At 47.9% G+C, this 24228-nt stretch carries 17 protein-coding genes and 1 other RNA gene; 11 read left to right on the top strand and 7 right to left on the bottom strand.

Annotated features, from left to right (window positions below; genetic code table 11):
- Positions 1-40: 40 nt before the first annotated feature.
- Positions 41-404, bottom strand: a transfer-messenger RNA (tmRNA) gene (gene ssrA / locus HQN60_RS15305).
- A 341-nt stretch (positions 405-745) separates the two neighbouring features.
- On the opposite strand from ssrA, the gene HQN60_RS15300 reads away from it, so the two are divergent.
- Positions 746-6883, top strand: a complete 6138-nt coding sequence (locus HQN60_RS15300; protein WP_173534478.1) for an ATP-binding hybrid sensor histidine kinase/response regulator — start codon at positions 746-748, stop codon at positions 6881-6883.
- 46 nt (positions 6884-6929) lie between these two features.
- Here HQN60_RS15300 and HQN60_RS15295 read toward each other — a convergent pair whose 3' ends face one another.
- The 5 genes from HQN60_RS15295 to HQN60_RS15275 form a co-directional block, all read right to left on the bottom strand.
- Complete coding sequence (locus HQN60_RS15295) at positions 6930-7598, bottom strand: HAD family hydrolase (protein WP_173534477.1); 669 nt, start codon at positions 7596-7598, stop codon at positions 6930-6932.
- Positions 7595-8305 carry a bifunctional 2-polyprenyl-6-hydroxyphenol methylase/3-demethylubiquinol 3-O-methyltransferase UbiG gene (gene ubiG, locus HQN60_RS15290; protein WP_505625242.1) on the bottom strand — a complete coding sequence of 237 codons (711 nt, stop codon included), beginning with the start codon at positions 8303-8305 and terminating at the stop codon, positions 7595-7597. Before ubiG ends, HQN60_RS15295 begins: the two co-directional genes overlap by 4 nt.
- A 241-nt stretch (positions 8306-8546) precedes the next feature.
- The gene (locus HQN60_RS15285; RefSeq protein WP_173534475.1) at positions 8547-8753 is read right to left on the bottom strand and encodes a hypothetical protein; all 207 of its coding nucleotides are present in this window, start codon (positions 8751-8753) and stop codon (positions 8547-8549) included.
- Positions 8754-8965: 212 nt separating this feature from the next.
- The gene (locus tag HQN60_RS15280; protein WP_173534474.1) at positions 8966-9469 is read right to left on the bottom strand and encodes a DUF7931 domain-containing protein; all 504 of its coding nucleotides are present in this window, start codon (positions 9467-9469) and stop codon (positions 8966-8968) included.
- A complete protein-coding gene (locus tag HQN60_RS15275) occupies positions 9420-10556 on the bottom strand; it encodes a cupin domain-containing protein (RefSeq protein WP_173534473.1) in 1137 nt (378 codons plus the stop codon). The genes HQN60_RS15280 and HQN60_RS15275 overlap by 50 nt, the downstream gene beginning before the upstream one ends.
- A 57-nt stretch (positions 10557-10613) precedes the next feature.
- On the opposite strand from HQN60_RS15275, the gene HQN60_RS15270 reads away from it, so the two are divergent.
- The 9 genes from HQN60_RS15270 to HQN60_RS15230 all read left to right on the top strand — a co-directional run bounded on the left by HQN60_RS15270 (position 10614) and on the right by HQN60_RS15230 (position 20847).
- Positions 10614-11087: a peroxiredoxin gene (locus tag HQN60_RS15270; RefSeq protein WP_173534472.1), complete on the top strand. Its 474-nt coding sequence runs from the start codon at positions 10614-10616 to the stop codon at positions 11085-11087.
- 18 nt (positions 11088-11105) lie between these two features.
- Positions 11106-11585 (top strand): FKBP-type peptidyl-prolyl cis-trans isomerase, encoded by a 480-nt coding sequence (locus HQN60_RS15265; RefSeq protein WP_173534471.1) that lies wholly within the window; start codon positions 11106-11108, stop codon positions 11583-11585.
- A gap of 530 nt (positions 11586-12115) precedes the next feature.
- Positions 12116-14962 (top strand): ribonucleoside-diphosphate reductase subunit alpha, encoded by a 2847-nt coding sequence (locus HQN60_RS15260; protein WP_173534470.1) that lies wholly within the window; start codon positions 12116-12118, stop codon positions 14960-14962.
- A 203-nt stretch (positions 14963-15165) separates the two neighbouring features.
- On the top strand, positions 15166-15645 hold the full coding sequence (locus tag HQN60_RS15255; RefSeq protein WP_173534469.1) for an NUDIX hydrolase: 480 nt from the start codon (positions 15166-15168) through the stop codon (positions 15643-15645).
- Between the two features lie 145 nt (positions 15646-15790).
- Complete coding sequence (locus HQN60_RS15250; RefSeq protein WP_254456725.1) at positions 15791-16786, top strand: adenosine deaminase; 996 nt, start codon at positions 15791-15793, stop codon at positions 16784-16786.
- Between the two features lie 140 nt (positions 16787-16926).
- The gene (locus HQN60_RS15245; RefSeq protein WP_173534467.1) at positions 16927-17478 is read left to right on the top strand and encodes a hypothetical protein; all 552 of its coding nucleotides are present in this window, start codon (positions 16927-16929) and stop codon (positions 17476-17478) included.
- Positions 17479-17488: 10 nt separating this feature from the next.
- Positions 17489-18076 (top strand): hypothetical protein, encoded by a 588-nt coding sequence (locus tag HQN60_RS15240; protein WP_173534466.1) that lies wholly within the window; start codon positions 17489-17491, stop codon positions 18074-18076.
- A gap of 10 nt (positions 18077-18086) precedes the next feature.
- The gene (locus HQN60_RS15235; protein WP_173534465.1) at positions 18087-19172 is read left to right on the top strand and encodes a ribonucleotide-diphosphate reductase subunit beta; all 1086 of its coding nucleotides are present in this window, start codon (positions 18087-18089) and stop codon (positions 19170-19172) included.
- Positions 19173-19212: 40 nt separating this feature from the next.
- A complete protein-coding gene (locus HQN60_RS15230) occupies positions 19213-20847 on the top strand; it encodes a P-loop ATPase, Sll1717 family (protein WP_173534464.1) in 1635 nt (544 codons plus the stop codon).
- 640 nt (positions 20848-21487) lie between these two features.
- On the opposite strand, the gene HQN60_RS15225 is transcribed toward HQN60_RS15230, so the two are convergent.
- Positions 21488-22960, bottom strand: a complete 1473-nt coding sequence (locus HQN60_RS15225; RefSeq protein WP_173534463.1) for an alanine/glycine:cation symporter family protein — start codon at positions 22958-22960, stop codon at positions 21488-21490.
- 650 nt (positions 22961-23610) lie between these two features.
- Here HQN60_RS15225 and HQN60_RS15220 point away from each other — a divergent pair.
- Positions 23611-23967 (top strand): glutathione S-transferase N-terminal domain-containing protein, encoded by a 357-nt coding sequence (locus tag HQN60_RS15220; RefSeq protein ID WP_173534462.1) that lies wholly within the window; start codon positions 23611-23613, stop codon positions 23965-23967.
- Positions 23968-24228 lie beyond the last annotated feature (261 nt).

The following is a 24228-nucleotide window of genomic DNA, read 5'->3' as shown; positions in this document are numbered from 1 at the left end:
TAAAAAAGCCCTGAATAATCAGGGCTTTTTTATTAAATGCTGGTGGAGGCGGGGGGAGTCGAACCCCCGTCCGGAAGCACTCTACGAAGAGTTCTACATGTTTAGCCTTATCTTTTGGGTTTTAACTCCCTTTCACGCCGATGGGCAGGCTTGAGGAGAGCGAGTTACCTAAATTTAACCCCAACCCAAGTAACCCGAGTTAAGGCGATTCCATCTTAATGACTCTACTGCTGGTTTGACCCAGCCCACCCGATGGACCCTGTGGTGTAGAGTCTAGCGCGATTAAGCGGCTAGAGCGTAAGTTTCGTCGTTTGCGACTATATAAATACAGTGTTTAACGGGAATCTGCGATCCCGACATGCCCTCACCCGCTTTGCAACCCCCGTCGAAACCATGGCGCCCCCGATCGGTAGTCTTCAAGTTGGACAAGAAGAAGGGCGATTATACCTGCTTATGCTTGCTTTGGGCTAGCAGTTCACGCGCTAACTTATTGGACTTAAGTCTAGGGGTGTTGATATCAAAGGTTTATTTCTTTGTTTGTGTGCATTGCATTGCGAATGAAGCCAAGGTTATATGCGTTTTGTTCGCATTTTTATTGGATTCTTACGTTAGTTTTGCTTTTGTTGACTCCGCCTTGTTGTATTGCTGCCTTTAAAAGTGACAAATTCTGACTACACTATTTAAGTGGTGGTGGTGCTATTCGCTTTGCCGTGTGATTTGATATTTGACATGCCATAGGTGGCTTATGAAGCAGAATATTTTGGCGCTTGAAAATGCGCTTGAGTTACTCGAGCATCTGAGTGTTTATCATGCCGATGGAAATTTTCATGGTGCGATTACTTTGGCGAATTTGCGCTTTAATGGCGATCGTTTAGTCGGTTTGATTGCGCCGCCAGCCTCGCGATCAGAGCTAATTAGTATTGAGGATTTATGTTTTGCATCGCCAGAGCAGGCTGGGCGGATGTGGGATAAAGTCAGTCCGCGCAGTGATTTATATTCAGTGGGTTGTTTGCTGTATACCTGGCTTAATGATTCCCCGCCCTTTGTTGCAAATGATTTACTGGCTTTGGTGCATGCCCATTTGGCGCTACCACCGGCAACCATGCCGAATGCTCAGCATATACCGCCAATATTGCGCCGTATTGTGCTCAAGTTGCTTGAAAAACCAACGATGGGGCGTTATGCCTCTGTTGCTGGATTAAGTGCAGATTTACGAGAGTGTTTGCAGCGTATGCAATCGGGGGTGGTTGAGGATTTTTTGCTGGGTACGCACGATGAATCTGGGCGTTTTATTATTTCCAATAAGTTATATGGACGTGATGCGGATGTGGCGCAGCTTCAGCAACTTTTTGAGCAAGCCTGCCAAGGCAAGGGGGTGTTGTGCACCATTGGCGGCTACTCGGGGATTGGTAAAACCACCTTGGTTCGTAGCTTGCGGACTGCTGTTGCTGCATCGCGCGGTGCTATGGTTGAAGGGAAACATGATCAATTTCGTCGGCAGGTGCCTTATTCCGCGTTAATTGAAACGTTTACCGCTTTACTGCGGCGAATTTTATCGGGAGATCGCGCACATTTAGCACGATGGGGTGAGGCTTTACGTGATGCGCTGGGTGAAAATAGCGCCGTGATTGCTGAGCTCATCCCCGATATTACGCGAATTATTGGTCCACAAGCCAAGCCCTGTGTATTGGAGGGACCTGCTGGTCAGCATCGCTTTAATATGGCATTTACCGCGCTATTAAAGGCATTTGCGCATGCAAATCATCCCTTGGTATTGTTTTTAGATGACGTGCAATGGGCTGATTTTGCCTCCTTAGCTTTAATTCAAAGCTGTCTATCTGAAGGCAATGTTGGTTATTTATTGGTCTTGTGTGCTTATCGCGATAACGAGGTCGATGAGCAGCATCCACTCGCTTTGATGTTTGCAGAGCTTAAAAAGAAAGGCGTGGCGATTCAAACCGTGAGCGTAGGACCTCTTGCTACGGTGCATTTGGCTGAGTTGGTTTGTGATAGTTTTCCTGGCCTAGATGATTTGCCATTGTTTTACGATATGTTAATGCGCAAAACGCAAGGTAATCCGTTCTTTTTACGGCAGTTTTTGCAGGAATTGTATGATGAAAAAATCTTATCATTTCATCCGCAGCGCCGTTGGTGGGTTTGGTCGAAAGAGCGCGCCTTAGCACTCACACACACTGAAAATGTCATTGATTTAATGGTTCGCCGTATTCGGCGTCTACCGCCAGAAACCCGCAATATCTTGAACATGGCGGCGAGTATTGGGAACCGATTTGATTTGGCAACGTTGTCCATGATTGGAGAACTCGATCAGGCGATGATTCTGACGATGTTGGCGCCAGCGTTGCAAGAAGAAATTGTTCTGCCGATTACCGATGGCAAAGATAAGCATGAATTTAAGTTTTTGCATGATCGAGTACAGCAAGGCGCTTATGTTTTAGAGTCAGATGAATACACCAACCAGCTGCATTTGCGGATTGGCCGTTTGATGCTCGAGCGGATGTTGGCGAGTGATATTGAACCTAAATTATTTGAAATTGTTGATCACCTTAATGCCGCACAGCATTTAATTAGTTTGCCCGATGAGCGTTTGCAGCTGGCAGATTTAAATTTCCAGGCTGGGCTTAAAGCTAGGCAAGCCATGGCTTATCAGGCTGCGCTTAATTATTTAGAAACGGGCATTGCTTTGCTGGGTGATGCGTTTTCGGCAAATAATTTTGAATTGTCATTTGCGTTGTATTTAAATGCGGCTCAAGTTTTTGAGCTGGCAGGGTCATTTGAGCGGTTTGCTGATTATATTCAATTGCTTGAGCAATATGCTCAAACTCCTTTGGAGCAAGTCGAGCTGTATTTCTTGCGCATTGCTCATTTAAATCACGATAGCCGCTTAGCAGAAATCAATGAGCTTGGTCGAGAAGCCTTGGCTTTATTTGGCATTGATATTCCGCCGCTCGATGATGCTGCGGCATTAATGAAAAGGTATCAGCAAGAGCTTGAGCAATTTGAAGCGACGATGCGTACGCAATCTTATTCATCACTTGATGATGTGCCGGTCAGTGATGATGCGGCGCATGATGCGATACTTAAAGTGTTATCGCAGGTTTCTGAACCCGCTATTTTTGTGAATTTCCCGTTCTTTTCGGTGATCGCGATTATTGGTGTTAATCGCTCAATACGCTATGGCTATACGCGGGTTTCACCGATGTTTTTTACTTTGCTGGGTATTGCATTAATTGCGCATCATCGCCGATACCAAGATGCCTGCAAAATTGCCGAAGTGGGCATTCGCTTACTCAATAGCAATAGTAAAACCTATGATTTGTATGGTTATGAGCGCTGCTTAGCCTATCACGGTTGGAATATTACGCATTGGGCCGAACCTGCTCAGCGAGCGGTTCCGCTGCTTAATGAAGGTTATAGCGTTGCATTACGTGCGCATGATCCGCTGTATGGTGGCTACATGCTGGTTGGCATACCTTGGGTTAGTTTGTTTTTATGCCGAGACGTGACAGATTTACAATCCACCGCCCAGCGAACACTTAATTTTTGTACCAGCAATGAGCTGCCTTTTGTGAGTAGCTTAAGCTTACCATTTGCTGCAACAGCGGCTGCTTTACATGGTGATACCGCGGGTTTAGGTGTCTTGGATCATAGTGATTTTTCGGAAGCGGCGTTTATTGAAGCATGGCAGGCGGTGCCCATTACCATCGCCGGCCTAAATATTTGTCGCATGATGCTGTATACCCTTGAGGGGCGCTTCGATGATGCGATTCGTTTATATGCCAGCGTGCAAACGGCGTGGCCGGCGACCTATTTATTGAGTTTGCACCATCCGTTTTGGCATGGTGTGGCGTTGGCAGGCAAGGCTAGAGCCGCTGAATCAAATAGTCGGGCAGAGTTGCTGTCTGAATTAAGGACTATTGAAGCCTTTTATCAGTCAGTCTATGTTGCCGGCTGCGCTGAAAATGTTGAAGATAAATTGTTTTTCTTGCGTGCATTATTGGCAGATTTAGATGGCGAAGAAGAGCAAGCCGTGTCGCTATGTCAGCAAGCCATTCACAGTGCACAGCATCATTGCTTTTTGCTGAATCTGGGCTTTTTCAATGAAACATTGGCGCAAATGCACCAGCGTCGGCGCAATGCTGCCGCTGCGACATTAGCTCTCGAGCAAGCGGTACAAGCTTATATTGAGTGCCAAGCTTTGGCATTAGCGCACAGAGTGAAATCTCGCTTGTCGCCAAAAATTGAATTAACGAGAGTCACTAGTACGGTGAGCAATGAATTTGGCTTGGACGCCATTGATGTCTTGGCTATTTTACGCGCAGTGCAGACCATCTCGAGTGAAAGCAAACTCGATGGCTTGTTGTCTCGGTTGTTAAAAATCATTTTGGAATCATCCGGCGCTGAACAAGGTTGCATTGTTTTAGATTTAGACAATCGCTTGTCTATCGAAGAATCTGCTGGCTCTATGCAGGCCGATACGGGCTTGGTCGAGTCGGTGATTCGCTTGGTTAACAACACACGTGAGGCGATTGTTTTAGAAGACGCCAGCCAAGCACTTGAGTTTGCCGATGATCCGCAGATTCATGCCCGAAAAATAAAATCTTTGCTTTGTATGCCGATTGGCCGGCAAGGGAAAACGCAGCGCGTCTTGTATTTAGAGCACGGCTCGGTTGAAGGCGTCTTCTCGGTGAAGCGCTTTCAAGCCATTAGCTGGTTGGCGGCGCAAGCCGCAATTTCGATTGAAAATCTAACCGCGTATGCAGAATTAGATGCGTATAAAAACCACCTAGAAGCCTTGGTTGAAGAACGTACCGGTGAGCTAGAAATTGCCAAAGATGCTGCCGAAGAAGCTACTCGCGCTAAAAGTGATTTTTTGGCCAATATGAGCCACGAAATTCGCACCCCAATGAATGCCATTATCGGCATGTCACATTTGGCTTTAGAGCTGCCGCTCGATACCAAGGCGCGTAATTACGTGGGTAAAGTGAATAAAGCGGCAGAAAATCTACTGGGCATTATTAATGATATTTTAGATTTTTCCAAAATCGAAGCGGGCAAGCTCGATATGGAATTGGCCGATTTTGGTTTAGAGGATGTATTAGACCATTTGGCTAATTTAGTGGCCGATAAGGCATCAGACAAAGGGCTGGAGTTGTTGTTTGAAGTGCCGATGGATTTGCCCATGTCCTTAGTGGGTGATTCATTACGGCTAGGGCAGATTTTAGTGAACTTGGGCAATAATGCGGTTAAGTTTACCGAAAAAGGGCAAATTGTCGTTGGCGTTGAAAAAATTAGCGCCGACAGTGAATTAATTGAACTGCATTTTTGGGTGCGCGATTCGGGTATCGGCATGAGTGCCGCTCAGTGCGACAAATTATTTCAATCGTTTAGTCAGGCCGATAGTTCAACCAGCCGAAAATATGGCGGTACGGGCTTGGGCTTGGCGATTTCCAAAAAACTGGTTGAATTAATGAATGGCCGGATCTGGGTAGAAAGCCAAGAAGGTGTCGGAACCACGTTTCACTTTCATGCCTTCTTTGGTCTACAAGCGAGCCAAAAAGTCCCTAAACGGATGTTTCTCGCCGAAGAATTATCTGGTTTACGCGTGTTAATTGCCGATGACAACCCCACTGCCAGAGAAATTTTAGCGCGTATGGTCGGTAGTTTTGGCATGCAAATTGATCAGGTGAGTAATGGGCATTTGGCGATAGGCATGATTGCCAACTCAATGAGTGGCGGTCAGCCTTATCATTTAGTGCTGATGGATTATAAGATGCCGATGCTCGATGGCTTGCAATGTATTGTGCAACTGCAATCGGCGTTTGCTAGCGGCTTGCCCCCGATGATTTTAATCTCTGCCTATGGCCAAGATGTGACTGCAATGGCCGAGCAGTGTGGGGCCCGAGTGCGCGGTGTAATGAGTAAGCCAGTATCAAGGTCATCTTTATTAGAGGTCATTGGTTTGGCTTTAGATAAAGGGCAGCTGGCTGAAACGCGCCTTGAGCAAAGAGCCGAAACACAAAGTGAGGCGATGCTAAAACTGCATGGCGCTCGGGTTTTATTGGTTGAAGACAATGAACTCAATCAAGAGCTGGCTATTGCGCTACTAGAAAAAGCCGGTATCGAGGTGCGCTTGGCAGAAAATGGTCAAATTGCTTTGGATATTTTGGCCGAACAGTCTGACTTTGATGGAATTTTAATGGATTGCCAAATGCCGATACTGGATGGCTACGCCACCACTAAAATCATTCGCAATCAACCCGCATGGGCGCATTTGCCGATTATTGCCATGACAGCCAATGCGATGGCGGGGGATCGCGACAAAGTGTTGGCCGCCGGAATGAATGACCATATTGCGAAACCACTCAATATTGGTGAAATGTTCGCAACCATTGCGCGCTGGATCAGTCCGCAAAAAAATCGCTTATTAGCAGATCCTGCCGGCGTGGACGACACTGCTGTTCCTACAGCAACTGAGCCACAACGCACCATTTATGATTTGCCTGGGATTGATGCGGTCAGTGGTTTGGCGTGTTGCATGTCCGATGAGGGCTTGTATATGAAGCTATTGCTGTTGTTTTCAAATAGCATTAGTCAATTTGCCACTGATTTTACGGCAGCTCAGGCTGCGAGCGATCCGAATGCGGCAATGCGCTGTGCCCACTCATTAAAAGGCATGGCCGTTAATTTAGGGGCTCGGCAGATTCAACAATTAGCGGGCGAGCTAGAGAAGGCCTGCCTTGAGAAACAGTCGGGAGAAGAGATCGCCGCGCAGTTAGCCATTGTGGTTGATGCTTTGCAACCGGTACTGGTCGGTTTGCGGCAATTACAGGCTACGCAGCAAGAGCGTGAGTTGATTCGCTAAATGGATTTCGCTTAGCGGTGGCGTTGATTCACCGCTAAGTCGAAAGTTATCGCGCTAATTGTAGTGGCGGTAAGTATTTCAGTAGTTCAAGCGGGTGTTCAATTTGAATATCGGCACCCCAGCTTTGCGGCTGATCAGACGCACGTATGTAGCCATAATTGGCCAGTACCGTTGTCATGCCCACATTGCGTCCCGCTTCAATGTCTCGTTCGGCATCGCCAACATACAGGCAATGGGCCGGATCAATGCCCAGTTCGGCCGCAGCGTGCAGCATGGGTTCAGGCGCTGGCTTGGGTATGCCTACCGTATCCCCAGAAATACAGGTTTCTGGCGCTATAGGCAGGGGGAGTAATTGAATCAATGGGTCGGTAAAACGCATTGGCTTATTGGTAATAATCCCCCACGCTAAACCTCGGGCGTTAATCTGCGTGATCAACTCGCTCATCCCATCAAATAACACCGTGTCTTGGCATACATAGTTCTGGTAATGATCGAAAAAACGCGCGAGCAAAGGCGCATATTCGGCATCATCCGGTGTAAAACCAAATCCCAATTCCAAAATGCCGCGAGCACCGTGGCTGGCTAAAGGGCGAATCGCCGCATAAGGCTGCGGCTCACGACCTTCTTCCAATAGTAGTCGATTGAGCGCGCCGGCTAAATCGGGCGCGGTATCGGCGACGGTGCCATCTAGGTCAAATAAAACGGCGCGGATCATGCGTTTTTCTGCGTGGCAACGATGTAATTAACATCGGTGTCATCGCTCAGTTTATAAATGTCAGTGATCGGGTTGTAGGTCATGCCGGTAATGGCGACCGTATTTAAGCCCACGGCGCGGGTCATCCGCGCTAATTCAGACGGTTTAATGAATTTTTTGTATTCATGCGTGCCGCGGGGCAGCATATTGAGTACATATTCGGCGCCAAGCACGGCGAGTAAATAGGATTTTGGATTGCGATTGAGCGTTGAAAAAAACACCCAGCCACCCGGTTTTACCAAGCGAGCGCACGCTTCGATAATGCTGGCGGGCGATGGCACATGCTCCAGCATTTCCATACAAGTGACCACATCAAAGCTTTCAGCTTGCTCGGCGGCAAGTTGTTCAACCGGAATGTTTTGATAGTTAACGCTTAAGCCCGACTCAAATAAATGCAGTTTTGCGACTTTGAGTGATTTTTCTGCCAAATCAATGCCAGTTACTGTGGCGCCGCGTTCAGCTAAGCCTTCAGATAAAATCCCGCCGCCACAACCCACGTCCAGCATGGAGAGCCCTTTGATGCCGGCATATTGCTCAATAAAGCCAATGCGCAATGGGTTGATTTCATGCAAGGGCTTGAATTCGCTGCTTTTGTCCCACCATTTATGCGCAAGAGCAGAAAATTTCTCGATCTCAGCTTGATCGACATTAATATGGGTATCGGTCACAACGGCATTCCTTATGAGGCTTAGATAGCAATACATACCAAAGCGATTTTAAATTGTCGGCAATCATACGGATCAAACACTGGCCGACAAGTTTAAATCGATTGGCGAAAACAAAAGATAGCGAATCGTAGCATGCCTAGGTACGCGCGTGCAGCTTGGCGCAGGGTGGCGAATGCGGTATTTCTTACGGACGTAAAAAAACCGACCTAAAGGTCGGTTTTTCTATACTGCGAAGAGCTAATTACTTAGCTTCAACAGCAGAAGCAACGTCAGAAGCTGCTTGAGCAACGTCAGAAGCTACAGCGTCAACAGCAGAAGCTGCAGTTGCTTCAACAGCAGAAGCTGCTTCAACAACAGCAGAAGCAGCATCAGCAGCTACTTCTTCTTTTTTACCGCAAGCAGACAAAGCAACAGCCAACAAAGCAGCAACGAGTAGAGTTTGTTTCATTTTTAAGACCTTTTAGCTAAAAAGTGAGGGTAATTTCAAAACAAAGCAGCAAAACATTTTGCTGACTTGATTCAAATAAATTTCTTAAGTTGTTCACACAACCGACAGAACGAATTCTAAGCACTGCCGAACAAAATGGCTAGTGCCCAAGCGACAAAAACAGGGGGTATTTAGATTGAATCTCGCTACTTCGTGTAACCGCGTGTACAGCCTTATAAATAAAGGCGTTGCAGGCTATCTGCGGGGCTAGCTTGCTCCCAGAGCAGGGCAAAATCGTGTTGCAGATTCGCTACGACGTGCGGGTTTTCCCCAGTCTCCCCTCGAAAACTCGAAAAATGATGTCTTTGCATAAAAAGTTGCCGGTCAGCAATGACAAAACCTTTTTCTTGTCCGTAAGAAAAAGTCGTGACCTGGCGAATTTCAATTAAATGCGAAAAACGATCACGCAATTGCAATAGGCGCGGGCAGCGCGTGGCTAAAAAGTCGGCGTTTTGCACCAAGATTTTTAATCGCCCGGGAGAGGGCGCGGTAAAAAAAGCCCACAGCGCATCATGGCAAGCGCGACTATCAATATCGCTTTCACAATAGTCGCGCTCACAAAGAATCAGCTCGCGCTGCGCTATCCGTAACACATTAAGCAGTGCGCTCTGATATTCCAGCTTGCGATCAAACGGCGTCAGCGCTGCTCGGTTTGAGGGTGATGTAGCCATATTCATAATAAGTGAACAAGGTTTCTATAAGACCTTCAGTATAAACACCAGCTTCAAGCTGTCTATTATTTGCGAGAGTTTGTAATTCATTGATTGCTTCAGTAGGACACTCTAGTAACTCACCATTAATAAACATGGCCTCGTCGCTGTAGAGCATTTGGCTTTTTAGGTCGAGCATCACGCCCGATGTCGCCACTGCGGCAGCAAAATCATCAAAATCGAGTAACTCTTCAGTTTGATCAAAAAACACATGCGGTGGTGGTTCAGTAAAGTAACGGCCGATGAAGTCTTTAACGCGCTCATCATTCCACTGAATGTTTTGCAGCATTTGGCTGATGCGATCGGTAAATTGCTCGTCAATCCGTGCTGGCACGCTGGTTACTGTGGCATCTGGGTCGGCATACATGCCATCAAGGCAGAGTTCGTCTTGCAGGTACTCTAAAAATTTGACGGCGATTTCTTGTGTTTTGGGCGCGCGAAAGCCAATTGAGTAAGTCATACCCGGCTCAAGTGCCACGCCGTAATGCGCGTATTGTGGCGGCAGATACAGCATATCGCCATGCTCTAAAATCCATTCTTGCTCAGGATTAAAATCTTTTAGTACGCGAATCGGCGCATCTTCGATAAAGCCGCTGGCATCATCGCTGGAAATTTGCCAGCGCTTTTTGCCGCCCACTTGCAATAAAAACACATCATACGAATCGTAATGTGGGCCAACCGTGCCGCCGGGCGGCGCATAAGAAATCATTAAGTCATCAAGACGCGTGTAAGGTAGGAAATTAAAGCGGTACAATAATTCAGAAATATGCGGAACTAAATGATTCACGCTTTGGACCAAAATAGTCCAATCGGTCTCGCCAAGTCGCTTTAGGCGAGACGGGGTAAATGGCCCGCTTTCGAGTTTCCATCGCTCATTTTTGTATTCGATTAGACGAGATTGCACATCGTCGCGCTCGGCCAGTTCGGCTAAACGAGCGTAGTCGATGATTTCAGGGAAATCAGTCCACGCTTGGCGAATGAGTAAAGGTTTTTTTTGCCAATATTCACGTAAAAATTCTTCGGGTGAGATGGCGCCTAATAGTGTTTTACGCATGGCTGATGACTATAACGGAAAATAAGAAGTCTAATTATCGCACTGACTGGAGCATTTATGCTGAATTCTGGAGATGTTGCACCACAGTTTGCTTTGCCGGACGCACAAATGAATACGGTACAACTGGCTGATTTTTTGGGTAAAAAAATTGTTATCCTGTATTTTTTTAATGGCGATAAAACGCCAGGCGGTATTTTAGAAGCGATTGAGTTTTCTGACCGTGTTGCCGCATTCGCGAAATATGGCGCTGTTATTCTCGGTGTGAGCCGAGATGACTGTATGGCACACGAGTCATTTATTGACGAGCACGGGCTTGAATTTGAGCTGCTCTCGGACGCCGAGAGCGAAGTGATTGCCTTGTATCATGCGCAACACCGATGGGAAGCAAAGGGCATGGTAAGATACGGTATTGATCGCTCGACGTTTGTGATTGATCAAACGGGCATCATTCGGCATGCTTTCTACCACGTGACCCCCAAAGGCCATGCGGCTGAAATACTAGAACTCGTCAAACAGATCGAGATTCATTAACTATCAGGACTAAATACAATGCAAATTGCAAAAAATTCCGCAGTGACCATTAACTATGAAATGTACAACGCAGAAGGCGTACAAATCGACAAAACCGAAGAGCCAATTGCTTACTTGCACGGTGGCTACGACAACATCTTGCCTTTGGTTGAAGAAGCTTTGCACGGTAAAGCCGTTGGCGACACTGTTGAAGTAACGATGTCAGCTGAAGACGCTTTTGGCGAATTCGAGCCAGAATTGGTGCGTGAAGAAGACAAAGACGTGTTCCCTCCAGAAGTTGAAGTCGGCATGATGTTTGAAGCTGATGATCCAATCTCTGGCGATGTGATCTTGTTCCGCGTAACTGAAATCAACGACGGCACTGTGACTGTAGATGGTAACCATCCATTTGCTGGCATGAGCATTCGCTTTGTGGCTTCAGTCGTTGATGTTCGTGATGCAACTAGCGAAGAATTGTCGCACGGTCACGTACACGGCGCGCATGGTCATCACCACTAAGATTTAAATGGTTTGGTGAATAATGAGAAAAGGCAGCTTTGGCTGTCTTTTTTTGTGCCTAGGGTGGCCTGAGTCCGGCTCGGTGGCTGAGTCGTTGCTGTTCGTGATGCAACTAGCGAAGCATTGTCGCATGGTCACGTACATGGCGCGCACGGTCATCACCACTAAGATTTAAATGGTTTGGTGAATAATGAGAAAAGGCAGCTTTGGCTGTCTTTTTTTGTGTCTAGCGGTTTGTGGATAGGCATGTCGGATTAGTCTTGTTGCAAACTTGCAACTCGCTGTCTGCATGCTTTTGGTTTGGCGCGTCAATCAGATCAAGGCGCACAAGGATTTTGCTTTTTAACGTCGCCATTGATCGACTAGCACAGAGCAGGCCACTTGCACCAGATCCCCTCTTTACCCTAGTATTTGTGTCTATAAGCAGAAGGCAACACAAGATGTAGTGTTTTCTGCACAAATAACCCACAAAATTATCCACAAGCAGCGTGGCGAGCTTTTTGGCCGCTAGCTGCACGACTGGTGAACGAATGACTGATACAGCGAAACTTTCTCACATCACACTTGATGCCGCGGCCTACGCAAATTATAAAATTATTCGCCGCAATGGCTCGGTGGTGGCGTTTGAGCCATCGAAAATCTCGGTAGCCTTAAGCAAAGCATTTATTGCTGTGCAAGGCAGCCATGCCGCGTCAAGCGCCGCCGTGCGCGATCAAGTGCATCTGCTGACGGATTCTGCCGTGTCGGCCTTGATGCGTCGCAAGCCAGAAGGTGGCGCGATTCATATTGAAGACATCCAAGACCAAGTTGAATTGGCTTTGATGCGCTCAGGCGAGCACGATGTTGCCCGCGCCTATGTGTTGTATCGCAGTGAACGTCAGCGTGAACGCGCCGCTGCCCGTCACGAGAGCGAGCCAGAACACCAGATTAATGTCTTGTTCGAAGACGGCAGCTTGCGCCCACTCGACTTAGACAAAGTAAAAGCCTTAATCGCCTCAGCGTGTACTGGCCTTGAGCAATACACCGACCAAGCCGTGATTTTGGCTGAAATGCTCAAAAACGTTTACGACGGTGTTTCTGCCGAAGAACTACGTAAATCAGCCGTATTGGCCGCGCGTACTTTCCTAGAAAACGACCCAGCCTATGGCTTGGTAACCGCGCGTTTATTGCTCAATACTATTCGCCGTGAAGTATTAGGCGCTGAAACCAGCCACGAAGAAATGGCTGAGCGCTACGCTACGTATTTCCCACAATTTATCAAAAAAGGGATTGCGGCTGAATTACTCGATGAAAAACTCGGCCAATACGATTTAAGCAAAATCGCTGCCGCGCTCGATCACAATCGCGATTACCAATTTGGCTATCTTGGCCTACAAACGCTGTACGATCGTTATTTCTTGCACATCAATGATCAACGCATTGAATTGCCGCAAGTGTTCTTTATGCGCGTGGCCATGGGCTTGGCGCTGAACGAAGTCAATCGTGAAGAGCGCGCCATTGAGTTTTACAACGTGTTGTCGAGCTTTGACTTTATGAGCTCAACGCCAACCTTGTTTAATTCGGGTACTCGCCACAGCCAAATGTCGAGCTGCTACTTAACCACAGTGCCAGACGATTTGGACGGTATTTTTGAAGCGCTAAAAGAAAACGCCTTGTTGTCTAAATTTGCCGGCGGTTTGGGCAATGACTGGACTTCAGTTCGCGCTATGAATAGCCACATCAAAGGCACCAATGGTAAATCGCAAGGTGTGGTGCCATTCCTAAAAGTGGTCAACGACACTGCTGTAGCCGTGAACCAAGGTGGTAAACGTAAAGGTGCCGTCTGCGCCTACCTCGAAACTTGGCACGCCGACATCGAAGAATTCCTCGAGTTGCGTAAAAATACCGGTGATGATCGTCGCCGCACGCACGATATGAATTCAGCCAACTGGATTCCTGACTTGTTTATGAAACGAGTGATGGATGGTGGCGAATGGACTTTGTTTAGCCCATCTGAAGTGCCTGATTTGCACGACAAAGTCGGTAAAGCCTTTGAAATCGCTTACACCGCCTACGAAGCCAAAGCCGCGCGCGGTGAAATGCGCGTTGCTAAAACGATTTCGGCGCTGGGCCTGTGGCGCAAAATGTTGACCATGTTGTTTGAAACAGGTCATCCGTGGATCACCTTTAAAGACCCGTGCAATATTCGTAGCCCGCAGCAGCACGTTGGCGTGGTGCACTCCAGTAATTTGTGTACTGAGATCACGCTCAACACCAACGAAGAAGAAATCGCCGTATGTAATCTTGGCTCGATTAACTTGTTCAATCACTTGAAAAACGGTCAGCTCGACGCCGAAAAACTCTCGCGCACCGTGAAAGTAGCGATGCGTATGCTGGACAACGTGATCGACATTAACTTCTACCCAGTGCGTAAAGCACGCACGTCGAATTTGAAGCACCGTCCAGTGGGCTTGGGCATTATGGGCTTCCAAAACTGCTTGCACGAATTGAGCATTCCATATGCTTCGCAAGCGGCGGTTGAATTTGCTGACGTATCAATGGAAACCGTGGCGTATCACGCTTACTGGGCTTCAACTGAATTGGCGCAAGAGCGCGGCATTTATGCTTCGTACAAAGGCAGTTTGTGGGATCGCGGCATCTTGCCACAAGACTCATTGCGCTTACTCGAAGAAGAGCGCGGCGGCTACTTAGAAGTGGATCGCAGCTCACGTCTGGATTGGACCATGTTGCGTGATCGCATCGCCGCCTACGGTATGCGTAATTCCAACTGCTTGGCGATTGCACCAACCGCAACGATTTCGAACATCGTTGGTGTGGATGCGTGTATCGAGCCGACTTACCAAAACTTATTCGTGAAATCGAATTTGTCGGGCGAATTCACCGTCATCAACGAGCATTTGGTGCGTGATTTGAAAGGCCTTGGTTTGTGGGACGAAGTGATGGTTTCTGACCTGAAATACTTCGACGGCTCAGTCGCGCAAATTGATCGTATTCCACAAGAATTCCGTGATTTATACGCAACTGCGTTTGAGATGGATCCAAAATGGTTGGTTGAAGCCGCAAGTCGCCGCCAAAAATGGATCGACCAAGCGCAATCGCTCAATATCTATATGGCCGGTGCATCGGGCAAGAAATTGGACGAATTGTATAAATTTGCATGGTTGCGCGGCCTGAAAACCACGTATTACCTCCGCACTTTGGCAGCGACATCGGCTGAGAAATCAACCGGTCGCGGTGGCGAATTAAACGCCGTCGCCGTGGATGGCACTAGCCACCCAACGCCAGTGACGCAAGCGGCGGAAGTGGTGGATAACACCCCAGCCACTGATGCGAAGTTCTGCTCGATTGATAATCCAGACTGCGAAGCTTGCCAATAAAACGGTAGGGTGGGTTAGGTCACCAAACCGCGTAACCCACCAGTTCGCGAATGTTAATTGGTGGGTATGTGTTTGTAGGTGAGTTTAAAACCGACTTCTAGTTGTATACCCTCGGCGCCGCTTTGCGGTGCCGATATTTAAATGGATTGATCAGTGCATTTAAATATCGGTCATCCCGAACTCTGTTTTGAAAGGTGTAATGAATGACTGAAACGCTGTCGCTTATTCGGGTGGTGACTTTGCTTTGTGTGCAGCAAGACCGTGTATTGCTGGTGCGTAAACAAGGGTCGGCGTATTGGATGCTGCCCGGTGGCAAGCCCGATGAAAATGAAGCGCCGCTCAAGACCTTGCAGCGTGAAATTCAAGAAGAATTAGGTGTCGATGTTGTTGAGTCTCGCTGGTTTGGGCGCTTTAGTGCGCCAGCGGCCAATGAGGCGGGGTTTACAGTGCAGGCAGAAGTGTATTGCGCTGCACTTACTGGACCAGCCCAAGCCAGTGCCGAAATTGCAGAGGTTTGCTGGTTCGATTTAAATCAGCTCGAATCAGCTAAACTGGCGCCTTTGTTGCGCGAGCATATTTTGCCCGCGCTGGTTTCAAAGCGTAGGGTGGGTTGGGTCGTTAGACCGCGTACCCACCAGCTCGCGGACCTTAATTGGTGGGTATCTGTTTGTAGGTGTCTTTAGAATTAGCATTGAGCAATATACCCTCGGCGCCGCTTTTGCGGTGTCGATATTTAAATGGATTGATGAGTGCATTTAAATATCGGCGATCCCGAATTGAGAATAAATAGGAATGATTGTGAACCAACACCCGCTCGACCAATTGATTATGGCGTTGCCAAAAACCGAACTGCATTTACATATCGAGGGCTCGCTTGAGCCGGAGATGATGTTTGCCTTGGCACAAAAAAACGGCGTGGCGCTGCCGTATGCTGATGTGGATGCGGTGCGGGCGGCGTATCAGTTTGATAGTTTGCAATCGTTTTTGGATTTGTATTACGCCGGGGCGTCGGTGTTGATCACTGAGCAAGATTTTTACGATCTGACTTGGGCGTATGTGCTGCGCGCTCATGCTGACAATATCGTGCACACCGAGATCTTTTATGATCCGCAAACGCATACTGCGCGCGGTATTGCTTTTGCTGTGCCGCTGGCGGGAATTCGCCGCGCTTTGGCCGATGCCTTAACGCAATTTGGCATGACGTCCAAATTGATTTTGTGCTTTTTGCGCCATCTAAGCGAAGCCGACGGCTTTGCCACGCTAGAACAAGCGCTGCCGTATTTGTCGCAAATCGACGGGGTGGGTTTGGATTCGAGCGAATTGGGTCATCCGCCAAGTAAATTTGCTGCGCTGTTTGCCCGTTGCGCTGAGCTCGGTTTGCCTGCGGTGGCGCATGCTGGCGAAGAAGGCCCGGCTGCGTATATTTGGGAAGCGCTGGATTTACTCAAATCAACGCGGATTGACCATGGCGTGCGCTGCACGGAAGACGCCGCTTTGGTGGCGCGTTTGGCCGCTGATCGCGTGCCGCTCACCGTTTGCCCCTTGTCGAATTTAAAGCTGTGTGTGGTGGATGATTTAGCGGCGCATAATCTACGTACACTACTGAATGCCGGTTTGTGCGCGATGGTCAATTCGGATGACCCTGCTTATTTTGGCGGTTATCTCAACACCAATTTGCTCGCTTGCCGCGCCGCGCTGGATTTAAACAAAGCTGAAATCGTGCAATTGATTTTAAATAGCTTTGAAGCCAGCTGGCTCAGCGCCGAGCAAAAAGCCGCTTGGCAGCAAAAAGTGTTGGCCATTGCCGATGCGGCGGTTGGTTGATGTTTTGCTGTTCGGCGGCGTTATAAGCGCACTGCGGTCTGCGGCTAATTCTACGTAGCGTATGCTTTACTGATTGATATCGCGATGCGCTCACGGATTGATCGCTCGCCATCACACTGCGACCCCAAAGGAGTTAAGCCATGCGCCGTCTATTTGCTCTATTTGTTTGTGTCTTATTCACCGCTTGCGCCAGCCCATTGCCATTGCAAGACGGGCGGTTAAATCCACCCGCAGGGCAGGGGATGGTGCTGCTGTCGTTAACCGGGCAAGCCAATTATTTAATGGGCGCGTCGCTGAGCCTTGATATCGCCGGCCCCGCGCCGCAGCAGCTCATTACTCGGCTGGGCACCGATATGATTCAAGCGCCCGGTAGCGAGGAAAACCCCGCCGGTAAACTGTTTGCGCTAACCCTGCCAGCGGGTGAATATCGCACCAGCCAAGTGCGCGGCAGCTTTATTGTGGTTGGCGTGCATTCGGGCGAAGCGCGTTATGTGACTTTGCCACTCAATACGGATTTTCGCGTAGTGGCTGGGCAAGTGGTGTATTTGGGTAATGTCAATGTGGCGCTCAATTTTGCTTCCACACTGCGCTTGAGCAACACCGCAGAGCGTGATTTTTATGATTTAAAACAGCGCGATGGCGTGACCGACACGCGCAATATTTTGATCGAACCTTTGCGCCTCGCGCAGTAAGGAGACGGCCATGTTCAAATCGTTTAAATCGTTCAAATCAATATTCAGTATCGTGCTGGTGCTGCTACTGAGCGCCTGCGCCAATCTGCAGTTGCCGGTGGTTAATGGCCAGCTCACGCCAGCGGCCGGGCAAGGCTTAGCGATTATTGGCCTCACGGCGCAATCGTTTAATAACGACACCGCCAGCGCCAATTTAACGCTGCAAGGCCCTAGTGGTAATATCAACCTGTATACACGGCTAGTCACTGATTTTATTCGTGCGCCGGGCGATACCCCCAATGCAACGGGCAGGTTGTTTGTCGTGCCTTTGCTGCCTGGCCAATATCGCGTCGTTGCGGCCGATGGTCAATGGCGGCGAGACAGTATGAATTTGATGAACATGTACCAATACGTGACCGTGCCGCTGAATCTGCCGTTTCAAGTGAAAGCCGGTGAAGTGGTGTATTTGGGCGACGTTCACCTGAATATGAATTATGACTCGAGCGTGAATTTGAGTAATGATCACGCCCGAGATTTTTTTGATCTGCAAGCCCGCCATGGTGTGAGCAATTTTAGCAATATCGCAATACAGCCGCTCAATCGCGGCCTGAGTCAATAAAGGAAAAGCAATGATTAATTTTGATGACGAAGTGATCGCCAGCCCTCGTGCAACGCCCGCCGCTACCCCAGCTGCGACGACTAAACGCATTAGCGCCGACGACAAACGCGTAATCAATGGCACCACCGACGTCAACCAATTGGTGCCATTCAAGCACAAATGGGCGTGGGAAAAATACCTCGCGCAATGCGCAAACCACTGGATGCCGCAAGAAGTCAACATGCAGCGCGACATCGAGCAATGGAAAACCGGCCAACTGTCGGAAGACGAAATGCGTCTGGTTAAGCGTAACCTCGGCTTTTTTGTTACTGCCGACAGCTTGGCCGCCAACAACATCGTGCTCGGTACGTATCGCCAAATCACCAGTCCAGAATGCCGCCAATTTTTGCTGCGCCAAGCGTTTGACGAAGCCATTCATACGCACGCATATCAATACATTGTGGAATCTTTGGGTTTGGACGAAGGCGAAGTATTTAATGCCTATAACGAAGTGGCCTCAATCAAAAATAAAGACGATTTTTTAATCCCATTTATTAATGTATTGACCAATCCAGAATTCAAAACCGGCACATTAGAAACCGACCAGCAATTATTGCGCTCGATTATTGTATTTGCCTGCATTATGGAAGGCTTGTTCTTCTACGTGGGCTTTGTGCAAATCTTGGCGCTTGGCCGTCAAAACAAAATGACCGGCGCCGCCGAGCAATATCAATACATCCTGCGCGATGAATCCATGCATTGCAATTTTGGTATCGATTTAATCAATACCATTAAAATGGAAAATCCCGAATTATGGACCGAAAGCTTTAAAGCTGAATTGGTCGGTCTATTCCAACGCGCGGTTGAGCTCGAATACGCCTACGCCGAAGACACCATGCCCCGCGGTGTATTGGGCCTAAATGCTGCGCAATTTAAAGAATACCTGCGCTTTATCGCCAACCGCCGCATGCAACAAATCGGCCTCAATGAATTATTCCCCGGCGTCACCAATCCATTCCCATGGATGAGTGAAATGATTGATTTGAAGAAAGAGAAAAACTTCTTTGAAACTCGGGTGACGGAATATCAGACGGGTGGGGCGTTGAGCTGGGATTGATTAATTTTTACAGGAGAGGTGGCGTAGCCCACCTTTTTTTATGAAAACAGATTACATATTTAAAAGAAATAGTTCGATTGGTGCTGCTGATGCAGAATCTGATTCTAAATTTCTTGTTAATTGTTTTGTTGATAATGGTGACTTAGAAGTATTGCAAGACTGTCAAAATCCTAAGCGAATTGTCGTTGGTCGAACTGGTGCTGGAAAAAGTGCTCTGCTGAGCTACCTAAAAGAAATTGAACCACATGTTATTGAACTGATGCCAGAGAGTTTAGCTCTGAACTATATTTCAAACTCAGATGTTATTAAGTTTTTTGAGAGTGCCGGGGTTAACTTAGATGTATTCTATCAATTGTTATGGAAACATGTTTTTACTGTTGAGCTTTTAAAAAAGCATTTCAAAATTTCTCAATATGGCAATGATAATTTTTTGAATTTTCTGGGTGGTATATTCAAAAAAGATAAGAAAAAAGAAAGAGGGATGATGTATTTGCAGCAGTGGGGGAGTGAGTTTTGGCAAGAAACAGAATATCGGATTAAAGAATTTACTACGAAGCTGGAAGCTGATTTAAAGTCATCGTTGGGCAGTGAATTCGGCGGAGTTAAATTTGGGGCAGATGCCGCAAGGAAAATGTCTGATGAGATGAAGGCCGAAGTAGTACATAAAGCACAGAAAGTTGTTAATCAAGTGCAGATACGTGAGTTGATGGAGGTGATTGCTTTACTTTCTGATGATGTTTTTAATGATCATCAAAAACGTTATTTTATTACTATTGATAGGCTTGACGAAAATTGGGTTGATGAGCGATTAAGGTATAAAGTAATTAGAGCTTTAATTGAGACGGTCCGCGTTTTTCAGAAAATAAAATCTGTAAAAATAGTAATATCTATACGCGAGGATTTATTGTTGCGTGTCTTTGAAAAAACGCGTGATTCAGGTTTTCAGGAAGAGAAATATGATGCAATGTTTTTGAGGGTTAGGTGGAAATCAGCGCAGCTTAAAAAACTAGTTGACTCCAGAGTTTCTTATTTGGTTCGTGAGCAATATACAAAGAGAGATGTTTTATTTGATGATGTCTTTCCGAGTGAAATTAGGAAAGTTAAGTCATTTGACTATATGGCAGAGCGAACCCTTTATCGTCCACGTGATATTATTGCATTTACTAATGAATGTTTAGAGCTTTGTGAAGGTAAAGCATCGGTTCCTCCGTCCATGGTACAAGATGCTGAAGCTAAGTATTCCCGTGGTCGATTAAATTCACTAGCTGATGAATGGTATTCTGATTTTCCCAATTTGAGTTCCTATGCTCAAATACTAAATGGTCGAAATTATAGCTTTAAGTTTTCTGATATATTGCAAGCAGATTTGGAAAGTTTATTGGTTGATAGTTGGGCAGATTTAGGTGGTAATGATGGGGTTTATAAATCTTGTCAAGATTGGTTAGATGGTAAGAAAAGCTTGAATAACATACTAGCCTCAATTTTGAAAATACTTTACAAGGTTTCATTAATTGGAATTAAACCCCAAGGTTATGATCGAGTTTTTTGGTCGTATAATGTTGGTGATGTGGTATCTGATGGTCAATATAAATCGTCTTCTATGCTTTATGTCCATCCAATGTTCTGGAGAGTGTTAGGTGTTATTCCTCCTGCAAGAGGCCAGTATAGCCATTGAAGATATTTTGGTTGGCTAAGCTTGCGCAGCCCAACGTTTACCGCGATGAATAAACCGCCAGATTGATGCTGGCGGTTTTGTTTTATGCGGCTGCGCCGCGTGGTTTTGGTGCGCGTTCCGCCGCGCGGGCAGGTTAGGGGATTTGCCTCGCACCCCACAAAGTTTGCAACTTTGCGGGGACCCCGCCATCTGCAAACCCCCTAACAACCCAAAGCAGCCCCGAGCGCGCATCGGTCCCCGATGCCCTCGATTGTCGCGAGCCAAACGATAAAACTGTTCGTCTCGCTCCTCACTCGGTGCGCTTGGACGGGATCACAAGCCCCAGACCCACGATTAAGACGATATAAAGATGTATTGCCATCAAGGCTTTGTAATATATTCGTTTGATGGCAATACCCCGAAGAAGTAGGGTGGAATAAGCAACGCGCATTCCACCGTTTCGTGATGCTCAAGGTGGAATGCACTGCGTTTATTCCACCCTACAACATCAACGTTTACCGCGATGAACAAACCGCCAGATTGATGTTGGCGGTTTTTTACGTCGGTTTGGCACTGGCTGCGGGGGGCAGGGTTGCAAGCAGTAAAAAGCCCACCGATCAGTCATGACGGTGGGCTGGGTTGGGCTTAAACAATCCGGTGATTATTTGCGCTTATCGGCTTCTGCCGGTTGCGCCGTTTCACTGGTCACCCAGAAGTCAGCATCGGCAATGCCGAGTTTAACTGGATCAAACGTTGGATCTAGCCCTTGCGCTTTTTGTGCTTCGTAGTCTTTGAGTGCAATTAGGGCCGGTTTTTGTAATAGCAAAATGGCAATAATATTGAGCCACGCCATCATGCCTACGCCAATGTCGCCTAAGCCCCAAGCCAAATCAGAGGTGCGTACCGCGCCGTAAACCACGGTGGTGAGCAGCATACATTTGAGCAAGAACAGCGCGGTGCCGCTACCACGGCGCTTTTGCAGTAGGTAGGTCACATTGCTTTCGGCGATGTAGTAGTAGGCAATAATGGTGGTGAAGGCAAAAAACAGCAGTGCCACACCGACAAACATCGCGCCAAAGCCCGGAAAAACGCTTTCCACTGCCGATTGCGTATAGCCCGTGCCAGCGGCGATATCCGGTAGACCGTTAAACAAAAATCCGCCTTCTTTGTTTGGATCAACCACATTGAATTTGCCGGTGATCAAAATCATAAACGCCGTGGCCGAGCACACGATCAAGGTGTCGATGTACACCGCAAACGCTTGCACAATCCCTTGTTTGGCGGGGTGAGAAACTTCTGCCGCCGCTGCCGCGTGGGGGCCAGAGCCTTGACCGGCTTCATTGGAATACACGCCGCGCTTCACGCCCCACATAATGGCCAAGCCAATCATGGCGCCAAAGCCAGCATGGAAACTCAATGCTGAGCTTACGATTAGCGTGATGACTTCGGGCAATAGGTGAATATTGAGCGCAATGATGACCAGCGCCATCAGGATGTAACCCAAGGCCATAAAAGGCACCACCACTTCAGCCACGCGGGCGATGCGTTTTACGCCGCCAAAAATGATGGTTGCCAACACCAGTACCACCCCAAAGGCGGTGGTTTCCGGTGGAATGCCAAAGCCGTTACTCAGTCCACTGGCGATGCCGTTGGCCTGCATGCCGGGCAGCAAAAGACCGCAGCCCAAGATGGTGGCCAAGGCAAAGGCAATGGCGTACCAGCGCATTTTTAGGCCGTGCTCGATATAGTAGGCGGGGCCACCACGGAATTGGCCGTCGATGCGTTGTTTGTAAATTTGCCCCAAGGTGCATTCTACATACGAGGTGCTGGCGCCCAAAAAGGCCATCATCCACATCCAAAACATCGCACCCGGGCCACCAAAGGCAATGGCGGTTGCCACCCCGGCGATATTACCAATGCCGACGCGGCCGGAGAGTGTCATCGATAAAGCTTGAAACGATGACACGCCTTCGCTTGAGGCTTTACCATCAAATAGCAAGCTGAACATATCGCGGATGAGTCGCAACTGCATAAATCGCGTGCGGATTGAAAAATACACGCCCACGCCAAGGCAGAGATAAATCAATGCCGGGCTCCAAACGTAACTGTTAATCAGGTTGACCCAATCTTGCATGTGTTTAATTCCCTAGACGGTTTTTTAGTCGTAGCACGATTGTGTGCATCTAACGTAAGTAAGACTATTGGGTATATCGGGTATATTACTTACAAACCGGCTCTGTTAAACGCGGCAATATCATTTGCGCCAGCATGGCTTAGGGTTGGCGCACACGGATAGGCTTTGGGAAGGTTTGCATCGCGACGCGGTGCGCAAACGCTGCAGGCTTTTGCACACCCTGCGGTGGTATTGCTTTTTAAGTATTTGATTTTAATGCTTTGATGAAGATACCTAGTGCTGTAGGGCGTAATCGCCGAAGGCATTACGCCGCATCAATGGGGTTGGTGTATTGCCGCTGCGCGTCGAATACACCCTACTCGTAAGCCATCATCAAGCCGGATTCGATGCAATCGTAGGGTGCAATGAGTGTGAGCGAATTGCGCCGTTTTTTGCGTGGATTGCACAAAAGGCCAGTTTTAAACCGCACACGCTGGTTGCTTCACGCTTGGTTTGGCGCAATTCGCTGCGCTCATTGACGCCCTACGGATTGCATTTCTTACTTTTTCTGAATTGATCGCGCCTTACTTGCTTGCACAAAGCCATAGCCCAAACGCTGGCGATTGGATAAAATCGCCGGCTTAAAAATAATTACATCACTTGAGATATTTATGAACGCATTACGCTGGATTGTCGGGCGGTTGATTTTGATTTTAAATGCCGTTTTTGCCCCGAAAAAAGCGCAGCATCCGGCCGAGCATCAAGCATGGTTGGATCAGCAAACCAAAACACTGGCGCTGTATGAATACGAGGCTTGCCCATTTTGTGTCAAGGTGCGCCGCACTTTGCGCCGCCAAGGCTTAAATATTCAAACCATCAATGCCAAACAAGCTGAGCATAAAGCCGAATTGGCAAAAATGGGTGGCAAGGTACAAGTGCCGTGTTTGCGCATTGAAGAAAACAACCAAGTGCAATGGTTGTATGAATCGAAAAGCATTATTCAATACTTAGAGCAACGCTTCGCCTAAGTGTTGCCGCCGCGCCCTTATTTGGCGCGGTCATACCGATGAGCTCAAAAACCGCCGTATTGATTTGTGGCGGTTTTTTTATGCGCCGCGTTTTAGGTTGGCGCAGCCGTGTTTTACGGCTCGCTTGGCCTAGCTTGCTTGGGTTATGCAAGGGTATTGCGCTGTTGCTGTTTATTGTTAAAGCCTTGAGGCCAATACCCAGTATGTAGATTTATTGTTGGCTGCTTGATTGGGCTGGCTGCTTTTGCCTTGAAATGCATG

The organism is Deefgea piscis (genome assembly GCF_013284055.1).
In the GTDB taxonomy this organism is placed as follows: Bacteria; Pseudomonadota; Gammaproteobacteria; order Burkholderiales; family Chitinibacteraceae; genus Deefgea; species Deefgea piscis.
Note: the sequence above shows the minus strand (reverse complement) of the source record. Positions and strands in the feature narration are given on the sequence as shown.

Bases quoted from the DNA above. Each gene is read 5' to 3' on its own strand.
- HQN60_RS15300 (WP_173534478.1), top strand. From the start codon at position 746: ATGAAGCAGAATATTTTGGCGCTTGAAAATGCGCTTGAGTTACTCGAG.
- HQN60_RS15295 (WP_173534477.1), bottom strand. From the start codon at position 7,598: ATGATCCGCGCCGTTTTATTTGACCTAGATGGCACCGTCGCCGATACC.
- HQN60_RS15285 (WP_173534475.1), bottom strand. From the start codon at position 8,753: ATGAAACAAACTCTACTCGTTGCTGCTTTGTTGGCTGTTGCTTTGTCT.
- HQN60_RS15280 (WP_173534474.1), bottom strand. From the start codon at position 9,469: ATGAATATGGCTACATCACCCTCAAACCGAGCAGCGCTGACGCCGTTT.
- HQN60_RS15275 (WP_173534473.1), bottom strand. From the start codon at position 10,556: ATGCGTAAAACACTATTAGGCGCCATCTCACCCGAAGAATTTTTACGT.
- HQN60_RS15270 (WP_173534472.1), top strand. From the start codon at position 10,614: ATGCTGAATTCTGGAGATGTTGCACCACAGTTTGCTTTGCCGGACGCA.
- HQN60_RS15265 (WP_173534471.1), top strand. From the start codon at position 11,106: ATGCAAATTGCAAAAAATTCCGCAGTGACCATTAACTATGAAATGTAC.
- HQN60_RS15260 (WP_173534470.1), top strand. From the start codon at position 12,116: ATGACTGATACAGCGAAACTTTCTCACATCACACTTGATGCCGCGGCC.
- HQN60_RS15255 (WP_173534469.1), top strand. From the start codon at position 15,166: ATGACTGAAACGCTGTCGCTTATTCGGGTGGTGACTTTGCTTTGTGTG.
- HQN60_RS15250 (WP_254456725.1), top strand. From the start codon at position 15,791: ATGGCGTTGCCAAAAACCGAACTGCATTTACATATCGAGGGCTCGCTT.
- HQN60_RS15245 (WP_173534467.1), top strand. From the start codon at position 16,927: ATGCGCCGTCTATTTGCTCTATTTGTTTGTGTCTTATTCACCGCTTGC.
- HQN60_RS15240 (WP_173534466.1), top strand. From the start codon at position 17,489: ATGTTCAAATCGTTTAAATCGTTCAAATCAATATTCAGTATCGTGCTG.
- HQN60_RS15235 (WP_173534465.1), top strand. From the start codon at position 18,087: ATGATTAATTTTGATGACGAAGTGATCGCCAGCCCTCGTGCAACGCCC.
- HQN60_RS15230 (WP_173534464.1), top strand. From the start codon at position 19,213: ATGAAAACAGATTACATATTTAAAAGAAATAGTTCGATTGGTGCTGCT.
- HQN60_RS15225 (WP_173534463.1), bottom strand. From the start codon at position 22,960: ATGCAAGATTGGGTCAACCTGATTAACAGTTACGTTTGGAGCCCGGCA.
- HQN60_RS15220 (WP_173534462.1), top strand. From the start codon at position 23,611: ATGAACGCATTACGCTGGATTGTCGGGCGGTTGATTTTGATTTTAAAT.